Origin of the sequence: Streptomyces sp. NPDC059718, from assembly GCF_042733315.1 — a bacterium.
GTDB lineage: Bacteria > Actinomycetota > Actinomycetes > Streptomycetales > Streptomycetaceae > Actinacidiphila.
Window position 1 is genome coordinate 78,170 of record NZ_JBHWGA010000017.1, and the last position, 16,578, is coordinate 94,747.

General features: G+C 74.4%; 13 protein-coding genes and 1 tRNA gene. 6 read left to right on the forward strand and 8 right to left on the reverse strand.

The genetic code is table 11. The features are described from left to right. Positions 1-4: 4 nt before the first annotated feature. Positions 5-1,273, reverse strand: a complete 1,269-nt coding sequence (locus ACFV3E_RS20495) for an NAD(P)/FAD-dependent oxidoreductase (RefSeq protein ID WP_500535901.1) — start codon at positions 1,271-1,273, stop codon at positions 5-7. Between the two features lie 160 nt (positions 1,274-1,433). Here ACFV3E_RS20495 and ACFV3E_RS20500 point away from each other — a divergent pair, with 160 nt between their 5' ends. The 5 genes from ACFV3E_RS20500 (at position 1,434) to ACFV3E_RS20520 (ending at position 5,010) form a co-directional block, all read left to right on the forward strand. Continuing rightward, positions 1,434-2,219: an SDR family oxidoreductase gene (locus tag ACFV3E_RS20500; RefSeq protein ID WP_500535902.1), complete on the forward strand. Its 786-nt coding sequence runs from the start codon at positions 1,434-1,436 to the stop codon at positions 2,217-2,219. A 27-nt stretch (positions 2,220-2,246) separates the two neighbouring features. Next, the gene (locus tag ACFV3E_RS20505) at positions 2,247-2,606 is read left to right on the forward strand and encodes a nuclear transport factor 2 family protein (RefSeq protein ID WP_500535903.1); all 360 of its coding nucleotides are present in this window, start codon (positions 2,247-2,249) and stop codon (positions 2,604-2,606) included. 99 nt (positions 2,607-2,705) lie between these two features. Beyond that, positions 2,706-3,200, forward strand: a complete 495-nt coding sequence (locus ACFV3E_RS20510; protein ID WP_500535970.1) for a winged helix-turn-helix transcriptional regulator — start codon at positions 2,706-2,708, stop codon at positions 3,198-3,200. A 21-nt stretch (positions 3,201-3,221) separates the two neighbouring features. Then, positions 3,222-4,325 (forward strand): DNA alkylation repair protein, encoded by a 1,104-nt coding sequence (locus tag ACFV3E_RS20515; RefSeq protein ID WP_500535904.1) that lies wholly within the window; start codon positions 3,222-3,224, stop codon positions 4,323-4,325. A gap of 25 nt (positions 4,326-4,350) precedes the next feature. Beyond that, the gene (locus ACFV3E_RS20520) at positions 4,351-5,010 is read left to right on the forward strand and encodes a TetR/AcrR family transcriptional regulator (RefSeq protein ID WP_500535905.1); all 660 of its coding nucleotides are present in this window, start codon (positions 4,351-4,353) and stop codon (positions 5,008-5,010) included. A 252-nt stretch (positions 5,011-5,262) separates the two neighbouring features. Here ACFV3E_RS20520 and ACFV3E_RS20525 read toward each other — a convergent pair whose 3' ends face one another. Both ACFV3E_RS20525 and selD read right to left on the reverse strand, forming a co-directional pair. Next, on the reverse strand, positions 5,263-6,216 hold the full coding sequence (locus tag ACFV3E_RS20525; protein WP_500535906.1) for a serine/threonine dehydratase: 954 nt from the start codon (positions 6,214-6,216) through the stop codon (positions 5,263-5,265). Positions 6,217-6,304: 88 nt separating this feature from the next. Further along, positions 6,305-7,333 (reverse strand): selenide, water dikinase SelD, encoded by a 1,029-nt coding sequence (selD, locus tag ACFV3E_RS20530; RefSeq protein WP_500535907.1) that lies wholly within the window; start codon positions 7,331-7,333, stop codon positions 6,305-6,307. A 119-nt stretch (positions 7,334-7,452) separates the two neighbouring features. Here selD and ACFV3E_RS20535 point away from each other — a divergent pair. Continuing rightward, a tRNA-Sec gene (locus tag ACFV3E_RS20535) sits at positions 7,453-7,546 on the forward strand. A 21-nt stretch (positions 7,547-7,567) separates the two neighbouring features. Here ACFV3E_RS20535 and selB read toward each other — a convergent pair. From selB to fdh, 5 genes are all read right to left on the reverse strand, one after another. Beyond that, positions 7,568-9,370 carry a selenocysteine-specific translation elongation factor gene (selB, locus tag ACFV3E_RS20540; protein ID WP_500535908.1) on the reverse strand — a complete coding sequence of 601 codons (1,803 nt, stop codon included), beginning with the start codon at positions 9,368-9,370 and terminating at the stop codon, positions 7,568-7,570. A gap of 1 nt (position 9,371) precedes the next feature. Then, entirely contained in the window at positions 9,372-10,718 is a 1,347-nt protein-coding gene (selA, locus tag ACFV3E_RS20545; RefSeq protein ID WP_500535909.1) for an L-seryl-tRNA(Sec) selenium transferase, read from the reverse strand. Positions 10,719-11,178: 460 nt separating this feature from the next. Further along, complete coding sequence (gene nrfD / locus ACFV3E_RS20550) at positions 11,179-12,198, reverse strand: NrfD/PsrC family molybdoenzyme membrane anchor subunit (RefSeq protein ID WP_500535910.1); 1,020 nt, start codon at positions 12,196-12,198, stop codon at positions 11,179-11,181. Then, entirely contained in the window at positions 12,195-13,214 is a 1,020-nt protein-coding gene (locus ACFV3E_RS20555) for a 4Fe-4S dicluster domain-containing protein (RefSeq protein WP_500535911.1), read from the reverse strand. Before ACFV3E_RS20555 ends, nrfD begins: the two co-directional genes overlap by 4 nt. Next, positions 13,211-16,504 carry a formate dehydrogenase gene (gene fdh, locus ACFV3E_RS20560; protein WP_500535912.1) on the reverse strand — a complete coding sequence of 1,098 codons (3,294 nt, stop codon included), beginning with the start codon at positions 16,502-16,504 and terminating at the stop codon, positions 13,211-13,213. The genes ACFV3E_RS20555 and fdh overlap by 4 nt, the downstream gene beginning before the upstream one ends. Positions 16,505-16,578: the final 74 nt, after the last annotated feature.

The window sequence follows — 16,578 nt, forward strand, 5'->3', positions numbered from 1 at the left end:
CGCGTCAGGCGGACTTCAGCACCTCGGGAGGCGCGGTGATCAGCGACTTGAGCGGTGTCCCGGTGTCCTCGGCCCGGGACGGGGGGATGGTCGCGTCCTGCGAGAGCGCCTTGCGCACCGCCATGTAGTCGGCCGGGCTGTTGACCGCGTCGGCCGCCAGCAGCCGGCCGCGCCGGTAGTAGAGGACCGAGAAGCGTTCGCTACCGGGCTCGCCCCGCACCACGTACGTGTCGTAGCCGGTGGAGAGCCCGGCGATCTGCAGTTTGAGGTCGCCTTGGTGGGACCAGAACCACGGCACGTTCCTGGTCTCCCGCGGCCTGCCGAGCAGCGTGGCGGCGGCCACGGTCGCCTGCGCGACCGCGTTCTGCACGGACTCCAGGCGGACCCTGCCCTCGCCGGTCGTCGGGTGGGGCTGGACGGTGCAGTCACCGGCGGCGGCCACCAGCGGTTCGCTGGTGCGGGCGTGGGCGTCGACCAGGATGCCGTTGTCGCACTCCAGGCCCAGCTGCTCGGCGAGTTCGGTACGGGGGACGACGCCGACGCCGACGAGGACGAGGTCGGCCGGCACGCGGGTGCCGTCGGCCAGGAGCACCGCGCCGACCTCGCCGTCGGCCCCCTCGAACGCGGACACCGCGCGGGAGAGCAGGACGTCCGTGCCGCGGCGCAGATGGGCCTGCCGGTAGAACTCCGAGACGACCGGCGCCACGGCGCGGGGGATGAGCCGTGGGGCCGCCTCGACGACGGTCACGTCCCTGCCGAGCGCCCGGGCCACCGCCGCGGCCTCCAGGCCGATGAAGCCCCCGCCGACGATGACGACCCGCGACGCCGCGCCAAGCCGTGACCGCAGGGCCGTCGCGTCGTCACGGTCGCGGAGGTAGCAGATCCCGCCGAGCCCGGAGCCCGGCACCGTCAGCCGGCGCGGGCTCGACCCCACGGTGAGGGCGAGCCGGCCGAAGCGCAGCGTGCGCCCGTTCGCGGTGACCGCGGTGCCCGATCCCGGACGGTCCCCGGCGGCCAGCGACACCTCAGTGACGCGCTCGCCGCTCACGAGGTCGATGCCGGCGTCGGCGTAGAAGGAGGGCGCACGGAAAGCGAGCGACTCCGGCCCCACCTCCCCGGCGAGGAACTCCTTCGACAGCGGGGGCCGCTGGTAGGGGGCGTGCTCCTCCTCGCCCACCAGGGTGATGGCTGAGGTGTCGCCCAACTGCCGCAGCGAGACGGCCAATTGGAGACCGGCCTGACTCGCGCCCACGATCAGCGTTCCGCTGCCCACTGTGGCCCCTCCCGGTTCCCGGTACCGCATTAATGTCAGACCATTATACCAATGGACGGTCCGCCGTGGGGTTGTTCGAAGGCGGAGGGGTGGCGGCGTGGCGAGTAGCTGCTAAAGTCGAAGTCATAACTTCTGTTCTAGCAGTCACCCGGAGTGCAGTGTGAGCCTCGCCCCGAACGAATCCCTCGCCGGCCGTCGTGCCCTGGTCACCGGAGGCACCAAAGGTGTCGGCGCGGCCATCGCCCGCCGGCTGGCCCAGGCCGGTGCGACCGTCCTGGTGACGGCCCGCCACGAGCCGGCGGACGCCGACCCGAAGACCTTCGTCGCGGCGGACCTGACCACCCCCGAAGGGGCCGCCGCCGTCGTTCGCGAAGTCATCGACCGGGTGGGCGGGGTGGACGTCCTCGTCAACAACCTCGGCCACTCCGAGGCACCGGCCGGGGGCTTCGCGGCGCTGGGCGAGGACGACTGGGCGAAGGAGCTGAACACCAACCTCCTCGCCGCCGTCCGCCTCGACCGCGGACTGCTCCCCGGCATGATCGAGTCCGGTGGGGGCGCCGTCGTCCACGTCACCTCGATCCAGCGCCGCATGCCGTTGTGGAACGGCACCCTCGCCTACGCCGCGGCCAAGGCCGCCCTGGCGACCTACAGCAAGGGCCTGGCGAACGAGGTCGCGCCGCACGGCGTCCGCGTCAACACCGTCTCGCCGGGCTTCGTCCGGACGGCGGCCGCGGACGCCCTCGTCGACCGCATCGCCCGCGAGGCGGGCATCTCGGCCGAGGCCGCCCTCGGTCGCCTGATGGACTCCCTCGGCGGCATCCCCCTCGGCCGGCCCAACGAACCCGCGGAGGTCGCCGAGCTGGTGGCCTTCCTCGTCTCCGACCGCGCTTTGGCCATCGTCGGCGCCGAACACGTCATCGACGGCGGCACCGTCCCCACCCTCTGACCGACCCCCTCCCCTGGAAGGACCACGATGAACACCACCGGCCCGCAGTCCATCCCCACCACCGGCCTCCCCGAGGTGATCACCCGTTACCTGGCCGCCCACCGCGTCCGCGACACCGCCACCGCCCTCTCGGCCTTCACCGGCGACGCGGTCGTGACGGACGAGGGCGCGACACGGCACGGCACGGCGGCGATCCGGGAATGGCTGGAGACCGCGGCGAGCGAGTACGCCTACACCACGGAACTGACCGGCGCCGAGCGCGCCGACGCCCACCACTACGTCGCCCTCCAGCACCTCGAGGGGGACTTCCCCGGCGGCACCGTCGACCTGCGCTACCGGTTCGCCCTGCGCGACGGCCTCATCCAACGCCTGGTGATCGGGGCCTGACCTCCGGAGCCGTGCCCGACGGGTGGTGCCAGGGTTGCTGCTAACATGAAACCCACGGCGTACACCGACCCTGGCACCAAGCGCGCGGAGGTGGTCGACATGGTGAGCCGCATCCGGCTGGAGGACCGTGAGTGCCCGCTGTCGACGACCGTCGGGCACGTCGGCGAGTGGTGGACGCTGCTCATCCTGCACGACGCCTTCGACGGGTACACCCGCTTCGACCAGTTCCAGGAGAACCTCGGCATCTCGTCGAGCATGCTCACCACCCGCCTGAAGACCCTCGTCGAGGACGGGCTGCTGGAACGGCGGCCGTACCAGAGCCACCCGACCCGCTACGAGTACCTCCTCACCGACCTCGGCCGCTCGCTGCGCCCGGTCGTCGTGGCCCTCGCCGCATGGGGCAACTCCCGCCTGGCGCCGCAGCAGCGCAGCATGATCCTGGTCGACGCGGAGACCGGCGAGGAGGTCGAGCCGGTCGTGGTCGACGCCGCCACGGGCCGGCGGCTCGACGACAGCGAGGCCTTCGTCTACGCCGCGGGGCCCGCCGCGAGCGAGATCATGCGCGCCCGCTACGCGGGCCGCGACCGTACCTGACCCACCGGAGGAAGAGGTCCCGTGCCCACCGCGGACGAACTGCTCGGCCCCGCCGCCGTCGCCGGACTCGCCGACTGCCTGGCGGCGGCCGGCCCGGCACCGATGGCCGCCGCGGTGCGCGACACCCTTCCGGCGCTCGACGGCCTGGCACTGCGTGAACGCAGCGACCTCGTCCGGGACGCGATGCTCGCCTCCGGCCCGACGGATCCCGCGGCCCTGGAGGCCGTCGTACGGGCCGCGCTGCCCGACCCGCGCTTCACCGGCTGGATGATCTGGCCGGTCACCGAGGCGGTCGCCGCCCTCGCCTCCGGCACCCTTGAGGGCACGGCCTTCGAGGACGGACTCCACCTGCTGGCGGACCTGACCCCGCGCCTGACCGCCGAGTTCGCCATCCGCCGCCTGCTCAACGCCGACCTCGACCGGGCGCTCGCCGTCGTCACCCGGTGGACCGAACACCCAGACGAGCACGTACGCCGCCTGGCAAGCGAGGGAACCCGCCCCCGTCTGCCGTGGGCGGTGCGGGTTCCGGCGATCCTCGCCCGGCCCGAGGCGACCCTGCCGATCCTGGGGGCCCTCTACAAGGACCCCTCGGAGTACGTCCGCAGGTCCGTCGCCAACCACGTCAACGACATCAGCCACGCCCGGGTGGACCTGGCCGTGGAGACGGCCCGGCGGTGGTCGGTGGCCCCCGACCCGCACACGCCCCGGCTCGTCCGCCACGCGCTGCGCACCGCCGTCAAGCGCGGCGACCAGGGAGCCCTGGCACTGCTGGGGTTCGAGCCCGCCACGGGCCTGACCGTCGAAGGGCCTTCCGTGGCCCGGCCCGTCGTCGCCGTGGGCGGGGAACTGCGCTTCGCCTTCACCCTGGAGAACCAGGGCGACACGCCGCTCCGCCTCGTCGTCGACTACGTCGTGCACTACCGCAAGGCCAACGGCAGCACGGCGCCCAAGGTCTACAAGCTGACGACCCGCACCCTCCAGCCAGGGGAGCGGAGCGAGCACACCGGCACCCGCTCCTTCAAGCAGATCAGCACCCGGGTCTTCCACCCCGGGGAGCACTCCCTCGAACTGCAGGTCAACGGCGAGCCGCGCGGCAAGGTGCCCTTCGACGTCGTCACCGTCTGACACACCGCTCGATACGCTGTCGCGCGTGAAGAGGAAGCAGGCGGCCGCCGAGCAGCCGACCCTGGACGCCGTCGCGGAGACGGCGCTCGCCGTCATCGACGAGGACGGTCCCGCCGGGCTCAGTTTCCGCGCCGTGGCCACGCGCCTCGGCGTCTCGCACGCCACGGTCTTCCGGCGCTGCGGCGACTTCGACGGGCTGCTGAGCGCCTGCGCCGACCACGTCGCCGCGTCGCTCGCCCTGGTGCCGCTGGAGGGCGACTGGGCCGCCGCGACGGAGACCCGCTTCACCGGCCTGTACCGCCTGCTCGCCCGGCACCCGGGACTGGTGGCGCTGCGCGCCGGCCGTTCCTGGCTGGGCCCGCAGATGCTGGGCCGGCTCGTCGAGCCGCAGATGGCCCACAGCGTCGCCGCCGGCATGGACGCCGCGACGGCCATCCGTGTCTACCGCAGGCTCTACCTGCTCACCCTCGGCGCCGTCGCCTTCGGCGACCACCGCGACGAGAAGAAGGTCGTCGCATCCGCCCGCACGGCCCTGGCCGCGCTCGACCCCGAGGACTTCCCCACGCTGACCGGTGCGATGAACGTCGTCCTCCCCGCCCTGGTCGACCACGAGGTCTACTACGAAGCGCTGCGCGCCCTCATCCACGCCGCCCGCACCGAGCACCTCCCGGCCGGGCACCGCTGACGGCCCGCGGGCGCGGCGCGGGCGTACGCGGTCACCTCGCGCGCAGTCGGTACGGCCGGCCCACCACGCCGCCGCGCCGCGCCACCGCACGCCGCCACCCGCGCACGTGCCGCGGCAGCAGGTACGCCGCCGGTTCGCGGTGGCAATCAGCGCCGCGTCCATGGGCGTGTGCCCGGTAGGATCCGCGAGGTGCGGATCGGCGCCGTCGGCCGGCCGTCGTCCGTCACTACGGCAGGCTGCGCCCCCGGGTCCTCAGGAGGCGCGCGTCAGGTCGGACGGATCCGTGTTGGCCCCGCAGAGGATGACGGCGACGCGCTCGCCGGGGGCGGGGCGGTGGGCGCCGCAGGCGAGGGCGGCGAGGGCGGTCGCGGCACCGTGCTCGACGGCGAGGCGGCGGTGGTCCCACAGCGTGCGGCGGGCCGCGACGATCGCCTCGTCGGGGACGAGGACGGAGCGCACGTCGTCCTTCAGCGCCCACTCCAGGGCCATGCGGGAGGCCCGGCGCGCGCCCAGGGAGTCCGCCGCGACGGACCGTACGGGTACGTCGACCACCTCGCCGGCGGCGACGGCCGCGTGCAGCGCGCACGAACCCTCGGGCTCGGCCGCCACCACGCGTACCCCGTGCTCCAGCGCGGACGCGGCGACCCCGGTGAGGAGCCCGCCGCCGCCGACCGCCACGACCACGGTGTCCAGGCCGGGGAGCGCCGCGACGACCTCCTCCATCAGGGTCCCCGCCCCGGCCGCGATCAGCGGATGGTCGTAGGCGTGGGACTCCAGGGCGCCGCTCTCGGCGGCGTACTTCTGCGAGGCCTCCAGGGCCTCGGCGTACTCGCTGCCCGCCCGGCGGACGTCCGCGCCGAGTTCGCGCAGCTTCCCGATCTTGACCGCCGGCGCCGTCTCGGGGACGAACACCGTGGCGGGCACGCCGTGCCGGGCCGCTGCCCAGGCGCAGGCCAGTCCCGCGTTGCCGCCGGAGGCGATGACCACGCCGGCCTCGGGCATGGCGTCCCGCTCGACGTGGCTCCGGACGAAGTTGAACGCTCCGCGCGCCTTGTACGACCCCGTGTGCTGCATGAACTCCAGGGCCAGCACGCCCTGTACGGCGGCGCCGAACGCCCCCTGGTCCACCGGGGCGAGCGTGACGGGGCGGATGTGCCCGGAGATGCGGGCGGCCGCGGCCCGTACGTCGGCGTGGGTGATGGTCACGGTTCTCTCCGGGCGGGTGATGGAGTCGGCGTCCGGAGAAACAGTGTAACAACCACTGTTCCGGCAGATCGGGCCGCGGGCGGGACGATCAGCGGACGACGAGCCGGTACTCACCGGCCGGTACCAGCTCCCCGATGACGGGGGCACCGGGCACCTCCCCGGCCACCAGCAGGCCGCCGGAGGTCTGGGCGTCCGCCAGCAGCAACCGGGTCACCTCGTCGGCGCCGCCGAAGTCGGTGTGCGGGGCGACCCAGTCCAGGTTGCGGCGCGTGCCGCCGCTGACGTAGCCGTCCGTCGCGGCCTCCCGGGCGCCGTCGAGGTGCGGGACCGCCGAGGCGTGGACGACGGCGCACACCCCGGAGGCGCGGGCGAGCTTGTACAGGTGGCCCAGGAGCCCGAAGCCGGTCACGTCGGTCGCGCACACCGCGCCCGCCGCCAGTGCCCGCTCGGCGGCGTCCCGGTTGAGCGTGGTCATGGTCTGCACGGCCTGCGGGAAGACCTCGCCGGTCGTCTTGTGGCGGTTGTTGAGGACGCCCAGTCCCAGGGGCTTGGTCAGCGACAGCGGCACACCGGGCCGGCCGGTGTCGTTGCGCAGCAGGCGGTCCGGGTCGGCGGTGCCGGTGACGGCCATGCCGTACTTCGGTTCCGGGTCGTCGACGCTGTGGCCGCCGCCCACGGCGCAGCCCGCCTCGGCCGCGACGTCCAGCCCCCCGCGCAGCACCTCCCGGGCCAGTTCCAGCGGCAGGACGTCCCGCGGCCAGCACAGGAGGTTGACCGCCACCAGCGGGGTGCCGCCCATGGCGTAGACGTCGGAAAGGGCGTTGGCGGCGGCGATCCGGCCCCAGTCGTACGGATCGTCGACCACCGGGGTGAAGAAGTCTGCGGTGGTCACCACCGCCCGCGCGCCGGGCCCGCCGGGCAGCCGGACCACGGCGGCGTCGTCGCCGGTGTCCAGGCCGACGAGCAGATCGGCCCCGAGGGCGCCCGCCATGCCCCCGGGGGTCAGCCCCGCCACCATCTGCTCCAGTTCCCCCGGGGGGATCTTGCAGGCGCAGCCGCCGCCGTGGGCGTACTGCGTCAGCCGCACGCTGTCCTGCCGGACGCCGGTTCCCGTCATGGCTGCTGGGGTCCTTCCGCTGTGGGGTCGGGCGTGGTCGCGCGGGCCCGGGTGACATCGCCGTGTGGCGGGTTGACTTGGGTGGTGGCCGGCTGTTCCATGGGCCTCCGGTCCGGCGGGGAGACGTAAGGGTGCCTGGTGGCCCTCCCGGTCTTCAAAACCGAGGTGTCCGAGCAACTCGGGCAGGCGGGTTCGATTCCCGTCCGTCTCCGCGGGCCGGCCCGCACCGGTGCCTCACCCCTCATCGGGCTCGCCCGGCGCTTTCGCGGCGTCCGCCCCGCGGCAGCGGCGGACGGCACCGTCCAGCCGGACGGTGCGGCCCTGCCGGTCCAGGTGCTCCAGCAGGGGGATGACGACGCGCCGGGTGGTGTCCAGGGCCCTGCGCGCCTCGCTCGCGGTGAACGGCTGCTCCAGCCCGGCCAGTACGGCCGCCGCCCGCGCGTCCGCGCCCGGCAGCAGCACGATGCCCTCGCCGATCCTCAGCAGCGCGCCCGCCGATTCGGCCGCCGCGAGGAGCTTCGGGGTCAGCCCGAGCCGCTCCAGCCGTTCGGCCTCCGGCGCGCGGAACGGCGTACGTGCCAGATCGGCGCGCACCGCCTCGACGGCGGCCTGGGCCGCGGGCGGCAGCGTCGGGCGCGCGTGGCTCCCGTACAGCCTGCCGTCGCCGTGCCGCAGGCCCGGTAGGGCCGAGGCGAGTGCCTCCACCAGGGAGCGGTCCGGCAGGCCGAGCGCCTTGCGGGCCGCCTCCAAGGGCATGCCCGGCTCCAAGGGATGCCGTACGGCGTGCTCCTCGACCGCCTCCCGCAGCCGCTCGAGCAGCGCCGCCCAGTGCTCCGGGTCCGCCAGCCAGTCGCCCGCCACCGGGTCGCCCGGTGCCGGGACCCCCATGGCGAGCAGTTCCGCGCGCCGGACCAGGCCACGGCGGCGCAGTTCCGCCGCCCCGTCCGCGACCCCGGCGGCGGAGCGGAGTTCGGCGGCCCGCGCCGCCGCCGCGCCACGGCGGGTCAGCCGGGGCGGACGGACGTCGAGGACGGTGAGCCCCGCGGGGATGCGGTGCCGCCCCGGGTCGCGCAACAGGGCCGTGTCGGCGACCCGCAGGGGCAGTCCCGTCGCCAGCCGCAGGCGCGCGCTGCCGTCGCCGAGCGGACGGACCGTCACCGGCACGGCGGCCGAGCCGGCGTGCAGCATGAGTTCGCGGGGCAGGTCGCCGGCAGGGTCGCCGCGCAGCCGCACGTCGACGAGGTCGGTGATCAGCCAGCGGTCCGGGGTGAGGAGCGCGTCCCCGCGCCGCAGGTCTCCCGCTGCGGGCCCGGTGACGTTGACCGCCACCCGGGCGACCGCGCCCACCTCCTGCCTCGGCTCCTTCAGGGACTCCAGGCCCCGCACGCGCAACGGCCGTCCGTCACGGGCGAGATGGAGGTGGTCGCCGACCCGGACGGTGCCCGCCGCCAGCGTGCCGGTGACGACCGTGCCCCGGCCCCGCACGGTGAAGGCGCGGTCGACCCACAGCCGTACGTCCGCCGCCGGATCGGGGGCGGGCAGCCCGCCCGCCAGCCGGACCAGGGCCGCCCGCAGTTCGTCGAGCCCGGCGCCGGTGACGGGGCTGACGGCCACGCACTCCACATCGCCGAGCGAGGACTCCGCGATGCGGGCCCCGGCCTCCTTGCGTGCCGCGTCGGGGTCGGCGAGGTCGCAGCGGGAGACGGCCAGGACGCCGTGCCGCACGCCGAGGGCGTCCAGGACGGCGAGGTGCTCCTCGGACTGCGGCTGCCAGCCCTGGTCGGCGGCGACCACGAAGAGCACCGCGGGAACCGGGCCGACACCGGCCAGCATGTTGCCCACCAGGCGCTCGTGGCCGGGCACGTCCACGAAGGCCACGTCCCCCGCGCCGGGGAGCCGCGTCCACACGAACCCGAGGTCCAGCGTCATGCCGCGCCGCCGCTCCTCCGCCCAGCGGTCGGGCTCCATCCCGGTCAGGGCCCGCAGCAGCGCGGACTTGCCGTGGTCGACGTGGCCCGCGGTGGCGACGACGTGCACGTCAGCCCCCCGTCCCCGGCAGGATGCCGGCCCGGCGCACGGCCACCGCAAGCTCCTCGTCAGCCTCCTCCGGCACCGCCCGCAGGTCGAGCAGGCACCGGCCCTCCTCCACACGGGCCACCACGGCGGGATCGGCCCGTCGCAGCAGGACCGCGTACGCGGCGGGCAGCGACACGGCGGCGCTGGGCAGAGTGACGCCGGGGGCACCGCCACCGCCGACGACCGCCAGCGTGTCGCACGCGTGGCTGTCGAACCCGTCGGCGCGCAGCCCGGCGGCGAGACGTCCGGCGCGGGCCCGCAGCCGCGCGGGGTCGGCGTGCAGCGCCATCCGGGTCGGGGTGGCGGGGCCGCGGACGGTCGCCTCCAGGGCCGCCAGGGTCAGCTTGTCCACGCGCAGCGCACGGGCCAGCGGGTGGCGGGCCAGCCTCCGCACCAGGTCGGCGCGGCCCAGCACGAGGCCGCACTGCGGTCCGCCCAGCAGCTTGTCGCCGCTGGCGGTGACCAGGGACGCCCCCGCGCGCAGCCGGCTCGTCGCGTCGGGTTCGTCCGGCAGCACCGGGTCGGGGACCAGCAGGCCGGAACCGATGTCTGCCACCACGGGCACGCCGAGCCGCGCCAGGTCCGCGACGGGCACGTCCCGGGTGAAGCCGGTGATGCGGAAGTTGGAGGGGTGCACCTTCAGGATGAACCCGGTGTCCGGCCCCACGGCCGCGGCGTAGTCCTCCGGCGCGGACCGATTGGTCGTCCCCACCTCGCGCAGCCGGGCGCCGGTGGAGACCAGCAGGTCGGGCAGCCGGAAGCCGTCCCCGATCTCCACCAGCTCACCGCGGCTGACGACGATCTCCCGGCCCTGCGCGAGCGCCGTGGCCGCCAGCACCAGCGCCGCGGCGCCGTTGTTGACCACATGGGCCGCCTCGGCGGCGGGCACCTGCCGCAGCAGCGCCTCCAGCGCCGAACGCCCCCTGCGGGAGCGCGCGCCGGTGGCGAGGTCCAGCTCCACGTCCGTCGTCCCGGAGGCGGCCAGCACCGCGTCGCGGGCCGCCCCCGACAGCGGGGCACGACCGAGGTTCGTGTGCAGCAGCACGCCGGTGGCGTTGAGCACCGGACGCAGCCCGGCGGCGGTCGCCGGGAGCGCCGCGACGGCCCGCTCGGCGAGTTCGTCGACGGGGACCTCCCCGGACCGCGCCCGCTCCTGGACCCCGGCCACCACCTCCTTGACCACGGTCCGCCCGAGCCGCTCCGCGGCCGCGGCGAGCCGGGGGTCGGCGAGCAGCGTGTCCGTGCGTGGCACCCGGCGGCGCGCGTCGGCGGGCGGGGAGGGAGCGGTGGAGGTCTGGTCGCGGTCCATCAGCAGCACCTTCGCTCTGGCCTGGCTGCGGCCAAGGGTACGGCGGCGGCCGCCGCGGGGCGTTCCCGCCACACCGGCGCGGTTCCCGGGGCCCGGTTGTCGTGTGCGGGTGCGTTGTGGTGGGCGTGGGGGTTGCCCACCCTCCCACCCGATTGCCCCGGATGGTTGGTGCGGGCCTGCGCGCGGTTCGTGGTGGGCCGGGGCGGGGCCTGCGGGGCTGGGCATTCTGTACCGCATATTTATTGGCGGGCGGTCCAGGTCGGGCCCCGGATGCCGCACAACAAGTACCGCCCGTCATGCACGTAAACAACCCAGTCCAGGACGTGCAGCCCCGGAGGCCCCGCCCCCGGCCCACCACGCACGCCGCGAGGCGGTCACTGACCGTGCCGGGCAATAGGGCGGGTGGACGCCCGCCGCAGGCGCAAACAACCCGCACACAACAACCGGGGCACCCTCGGGCTCACCCCCCGCCGGAGGCGTTCTCGCCCTCGGCGCGTGCCTGGAGGCGTTCGCGCTGGGGCTTCACCACGTAGGCGGGGTCCTTCGTGGAGGTGACGCCCGCCTCGAAGGTGCCGAAGCGCTGCAGCACGCTGCCCGCCATCAGGGCCAGTCCGCCCACGGCGGCGCAGACGCGGCTTCGCCGGGCGAGGGTCAGCGCGGTGAGCGCACCGCCCAGGGTGAGGTACTCGGACGCCTTGCGCAGGCGGTGCGGCCGGCCGGTGGTGTACGCCTCCGTCACCAGGCCCGGGCGCCGGTCGATCAGCCGGGAGGCGACGACCTCGGCCGCCGCGCCGACCACGCCGAGCCGCCGCGCGGGGCCCGCCTCGGCCACGGGGGCCAGGAGCATGCCCAGGCCCGCGCCGCTCGCGGCCGCCGAGCCGGTGAAGACGAACGGCAGCTCGCGACGGGCGTCGTGCCACGCCGGTACGGCTGTCTGCGACAGGAGCACGGCCGTGTACGAGGCGACGCCCGGCGCGAGGAGGGCCGCCGACAGTCCGGCCGGGCGCGCGGCCGCGCGGAGCAGCTTCCCGGGCAGCGTGGCGCGCACGCCCGCCGGCAGCACCTCGGCCGCGGCCGCCAGGGCGCTCCCCGGCCCGTACGCGACGAGGATCCAGGTGCCCACCGACATCGGCGAACTCGGCTTGGCGACCCGCAGCATGTGGTGGAAGCGCTCCGGCCGCCCGAGGTCCGCGACGAGCAGGTACATGCTCGCGAGCAGGGCGCCGAAGCCGCCGACCCGGCCCGCCCGGGCCAGCTCGGGACGCCGCGTCAGGTCCGCGCCCGCCGCGAGCAGCGCGGCGCCGGCCGACAGCCCGCCGGTGAACAGGTACGCGGGGATCTTCCACTCCCACACCGGCGGCTTGAGCACCGGACGCCCGTAGTACGAGCGGAACGTGGCCCGCGGCACCATGGGGCGCTCGCGGCTCCCGTCGTCGTCGCGGCCGCCCCTGCCGTGCCGCACGGCCCGGTCGCCGCTCACCGCCGCCGCCCGCCGAGGAACACCGCGGCCGAGGCCGCGAGCAGCGCCGACGCCGCCACGCCCGCGTGCTTCCACATCGACGCCAGGTCGCGGGTCGGCACGACCGGATCCGGCGGGAACCCGTACACCTCCGGGTCGTCGAGCAGCAGGAAGAACGCGCCGTCCCCGCCGACCCCGTCGTCGGGGTCGCGTCCGTACAGCTGGGCCTCGGCGACCCCCGCTTCGTGCAGCGTCTCAAGGCGTTGGTCGGCGCGTTCGCGCAGCTCGTCAAGGGGGCCGTACTGGATGGAGTCGGTGGGGCAGGCCTTGGCGCACGCCGGTTCCATGCCGTCGCGCAGCCGGTCGTAGCACATGGTGCACTTCCAGGCCCGGCCGTCGTCGGGCCGCCGGTCGATGACGCCGTACGGGCAGCCGGACACGCAGTAGCCGCAGCCGTTGCAGATGTCGGGCTGGACGACGACCGTGCCGAACTCGGTGCGGAACAGCGCGCCGGTGGGGCACACGTCCAGGCAGCCGGCGTGCGTGCAGTGCTTGCACACGTCCGAGGACATCAGCCAGCGGAACTCGGAACGGGCCTCCGCGCCCGTCCCGGCGCCGGGCAGGTCGAAGGAGGGGAAGCCCAGGTCCACCGGGGCCGTGCCCAGGTCGCCGCCACCGCGCTTCGCGACTTCCAGGGCGTCGGCCACCACCTCCTCCGTCGCCTCCGTTGCGGACGGGCCCACGGGCAGCCCCGCCAGCCCCGCGTCCTGGCGGCCGAGCGGGCGCTGCTGCTCGATGAAGGCGACGTGCCGCCACGAACTCGCGCCGAGCATCCCGGTGTTGTCGAACGACATGCCCAACAGGTCGATGCCGTCCTCGGGGATGGCGTTCCACTCCTTGCAGGCCACCTCGCACGCCTTGCAGCCGATGCACACGGAGGTGTCGGTGAAGAAGCCCATGCGCGGCGGGTGGTCGCGGTGGCCGGCGTCCTCGGCGGGGTCCGCGAGCGGCCCGTAGAAGCTGTTGTCCTGCGTCATGACGGCTCCTCCGGCGGGTCCGGTTCGAGGTGCGCCCGCTCGGCGCGGCCGCCGGCCGTCGCTATGCGGGTGCCGGTCTCCGGCGTGATCCCGGCGCGGCGGCGGTAGTCCTCGACGTACGCGAGCAGTTCGGGCCCCCGCGGGCGCCGCCCGGGCCGGACGTCGCAGGTCAGCACCTTGCTCTCCTGGATGAACACGTTCGGGTCGGCCACCACGCCGATCAGGTCGTTGACCACGTCGCCCTTGGTGAGCCCGGTCTGGCCCCAGTGGTAGGGCATCCAGACCTGGTGGACGACCCGTCCGTCGACGCGCAGCGGCGCCATCCGGTCGGTCACCATCACGCGCGCGTCGACCGCGGTCCTGCTGGTGACCACATGGGCCCAGTCCAGGTGGCGCAGCCCGCGCTCGGCCGCCAGCTCCGGCGAGACCTCCACGAACAACTCGGGCTGGAGTTCCGCCAGATAGGGCAGCTGCCGGCTCATCGCGCCCGCCGTGTGGTGCTCGGTCAGCCGTGCCGCGGTGAACACGTACGGGAACACCTCGGAGTGCGCCTCGGGCGGGGCCGGGTTGGACGGGTTGTCGGGGCGACCGTAGACCTTGCGCACCGGGTTGCCCTGCTGGCCGTAGAGCAGGTTGCGCATCGGCGACTCGTGCGGCTCGTAGTGCGTGGGCAGCGGGCCGTCCGCGAGCCCGGCCGGGGCGAACAGCCAGCCCTTCCCGTCGCGCATCATGATGAACGGGTCGTCGCCGTCGAGCGCCTCGACGCCCGACGCGCCCTCCGGCGCCCGGTAGTCCGGCGGCTTGTTCCGCTCGAAGTCCGGGGTGTCGTGGCCGGTCCACTCACCGGCCTCCGCGTCCCACCAGACCAGCTTCTTCCGCTCGCTCCAGGGCCGCCCCTGCGGGTCGGCGGAGGCGCGGTTGTAGAGCACCCTGCGGTTGAGGGGCCAAGTCCAGCCCCATTCGGCGTCGTACGGGCCCGTCTCGAAGCGGGAGGTCCGGCGCCGGGACTGGTTGGTCTCGTTCGCGTAGACGCCGCTGTAGATCCAGCAGCCGCAGGCGGTGGTGCCGTCGGCCTTCAGGTCGAGGTAGCCGTCGACCGTCCGGCCGGTGCGCAGGTCGATGCCGTTGATGTGGCGCAGCACGTCCGCCGGGGACGGCTCGTCGCCCTCCGTCTCGTAGTCCCAGGCCAGGTCCAGCAGGGGGCGGTCGCGCTCGTCGGCCGAGCCGGCCAGCTTCTCCTTCAGCAGCACGCCCAGTCGGTGGAAGAACCACAGCTCCGACCGCTGGTCCCCGGACGGTTCGACGGCCTGGTCGCGCCACTGGAGCATCCGCTGCGTCTGTGTGAAGGTGCCGGCCTTCTCCACGTGCGAGGCGGCGGGGAAGAAGAACACCTCGGTGCGGCACCGCTCGGTGGCGATCTCCCCGGTCTCGATCTCGGGCGCGTCCTTCCAGAACGTGGCGCTCTCGATCATGGTGAGGTCGCGGACGACCAGCCAGTCGAGGTTCGCCATGCCCAGGCGCTGCAGCCGGCCGTGGGCCGAGCCGACCGCGGGGTTCTGCCCGAGCAGGAAGTAGCCGAAGACCTTGCCGCCGTCGACCATGTCCATCACGGTGCGGTACGTGCCGTGGTCACCGTTGATCCTGGGCAGGTAGTCGAAGCAGTAGTCGTTCTCCGCGGTCGCGGCGTCGCCCCAGTACTCCTTGAGCAGCGAGACCGTGTAGGCGTCGGCGGCGCCCCAGAAACCCTTCTGCCCCCGGCCGCGGACCCCTTCCAGGTAGGTGGCCAGGTCCTCGTGGGTGGTGTCCGGCATCGGCAGGTAGCCCGGCAGCAGGTTGAAGAGGGTCGGCACGTCCGTGGAGCCCTGGATGCTGGCGTGGCCGCGCAGCGCGAAGATCCCGCCGCCTGGGCGGCCGATGTTGCCCAGCAGCAGCTGGATGATCGACGCGGCCCGGATGTACTGGACGCCCACCGAGTGCTGGGTCCAGCCGACGCTGTACACCAGCGCGGTGGTGCGCTCCCGGCCGGAGTTCTCCGTCCAGGCGCGGCACACCTGGAGGAACAGCTCCTGGGGCACGCCGCAGATCCGCTCCACCATCTCGGGGGTGTAGCGGGAGAAGTGCCGCTTGAGCACCTGGAACACGCAGCGCGGGTGCTCCAGCGTGGGATCGGACTCGATCCCGCCCTCGGCCCCCTCGATGAACGGCCCGCCCGCGCCGTGCTGGAAGGGGGCGGACACCTCCTTGAGGTGGTGGCCCGGCCGCTCGTCCATGGGAACGCTCGCGTACGTCCAGCTCGACGCGTCGTACGCGGCGGTGTGCGGGTCGTACCCGCTGAACAGCCCGTCCAGGTCCTCGGTGTCCTGGTAGCGCTCGCCCAGCAGGAAGGGCGCGTTGCTGTACGCCTCCACGTACTCCCGGAAGTCGAGGTCGTTCGTGAGGATGTGGTTGATCACGCCGCCGAGGAACGCGATGTCGGTGCCGGCCCGGATGGTGACGTGCTGGTCCGCGTGCGCGCTCGTCCGCGTGAACCGCGGGTCGACGTGGATGACCCTGGCGCCGCGCGCCTTGGCCTCCATGACCCACTGGAACCCGACCGGATGGGCCTCGGCCATGTTGGATCCCATGATGACGATGCAGTCGGAGTTGACCAGGTCCTGCTGGTAGTCGGTGGCGCCGCCACGTCCGAACGAGGCTCCCAGACCGGGAACCGTGGCGGAGTGTCAAATGCGGGCCTGGTTCTCGATCTGCAGGGCGCCCAGGGCTGTGAACAACTTCTTGATGAGGTAGTTCTCCTCGTTGTCCAGCGTCGCCCCGCCGAGACTGGCCAGGCCCATGGTGCGGCGCAGCGTCCTGCCGTCCGCGTCCGTGTCCTGCCAGCCCTTGCGCCGTGCGTCGAGCACCCGGTCGGCCACCATGTCCATGGCCGTGTCCAGGTCCAGCTCCTGCCAGGCGGTGCCGTACGGCGGGCGGTAGAGCACCCGCTGCTCCCGCTGGGGCCCGGTGACCAGCTGCTTGCTGGCCGAGCCCTTCGGGCACAGCCGGCCGCGGGAGATCGGGCTGTCGGGGTCGCCCTCGATCTGGACGACCTTCTCGTCCTTGACGTACACGCGCTGCGCGCAGCCCACGGCGCAGTAGGGGCACACCGAGCCCACCACCCGGTCGGCGCTCTCCGTGCGGGCCCCGAGCGTGGCCGAGCGGGCCGACTGCGCGGCCTTTCCCCGGCCCAGCGGGTCCGTCCCGGTGAGCTGCCGGTACACCGGCCATGCTTCGATCCACCGTTTCACGCCCATCCGCGTGCTCCTTCGTGCGGGGGCCGTGCCCTTCGTCCGCCTTTTCGACGCTACCGCTCGGGGGGCCGCCCGCA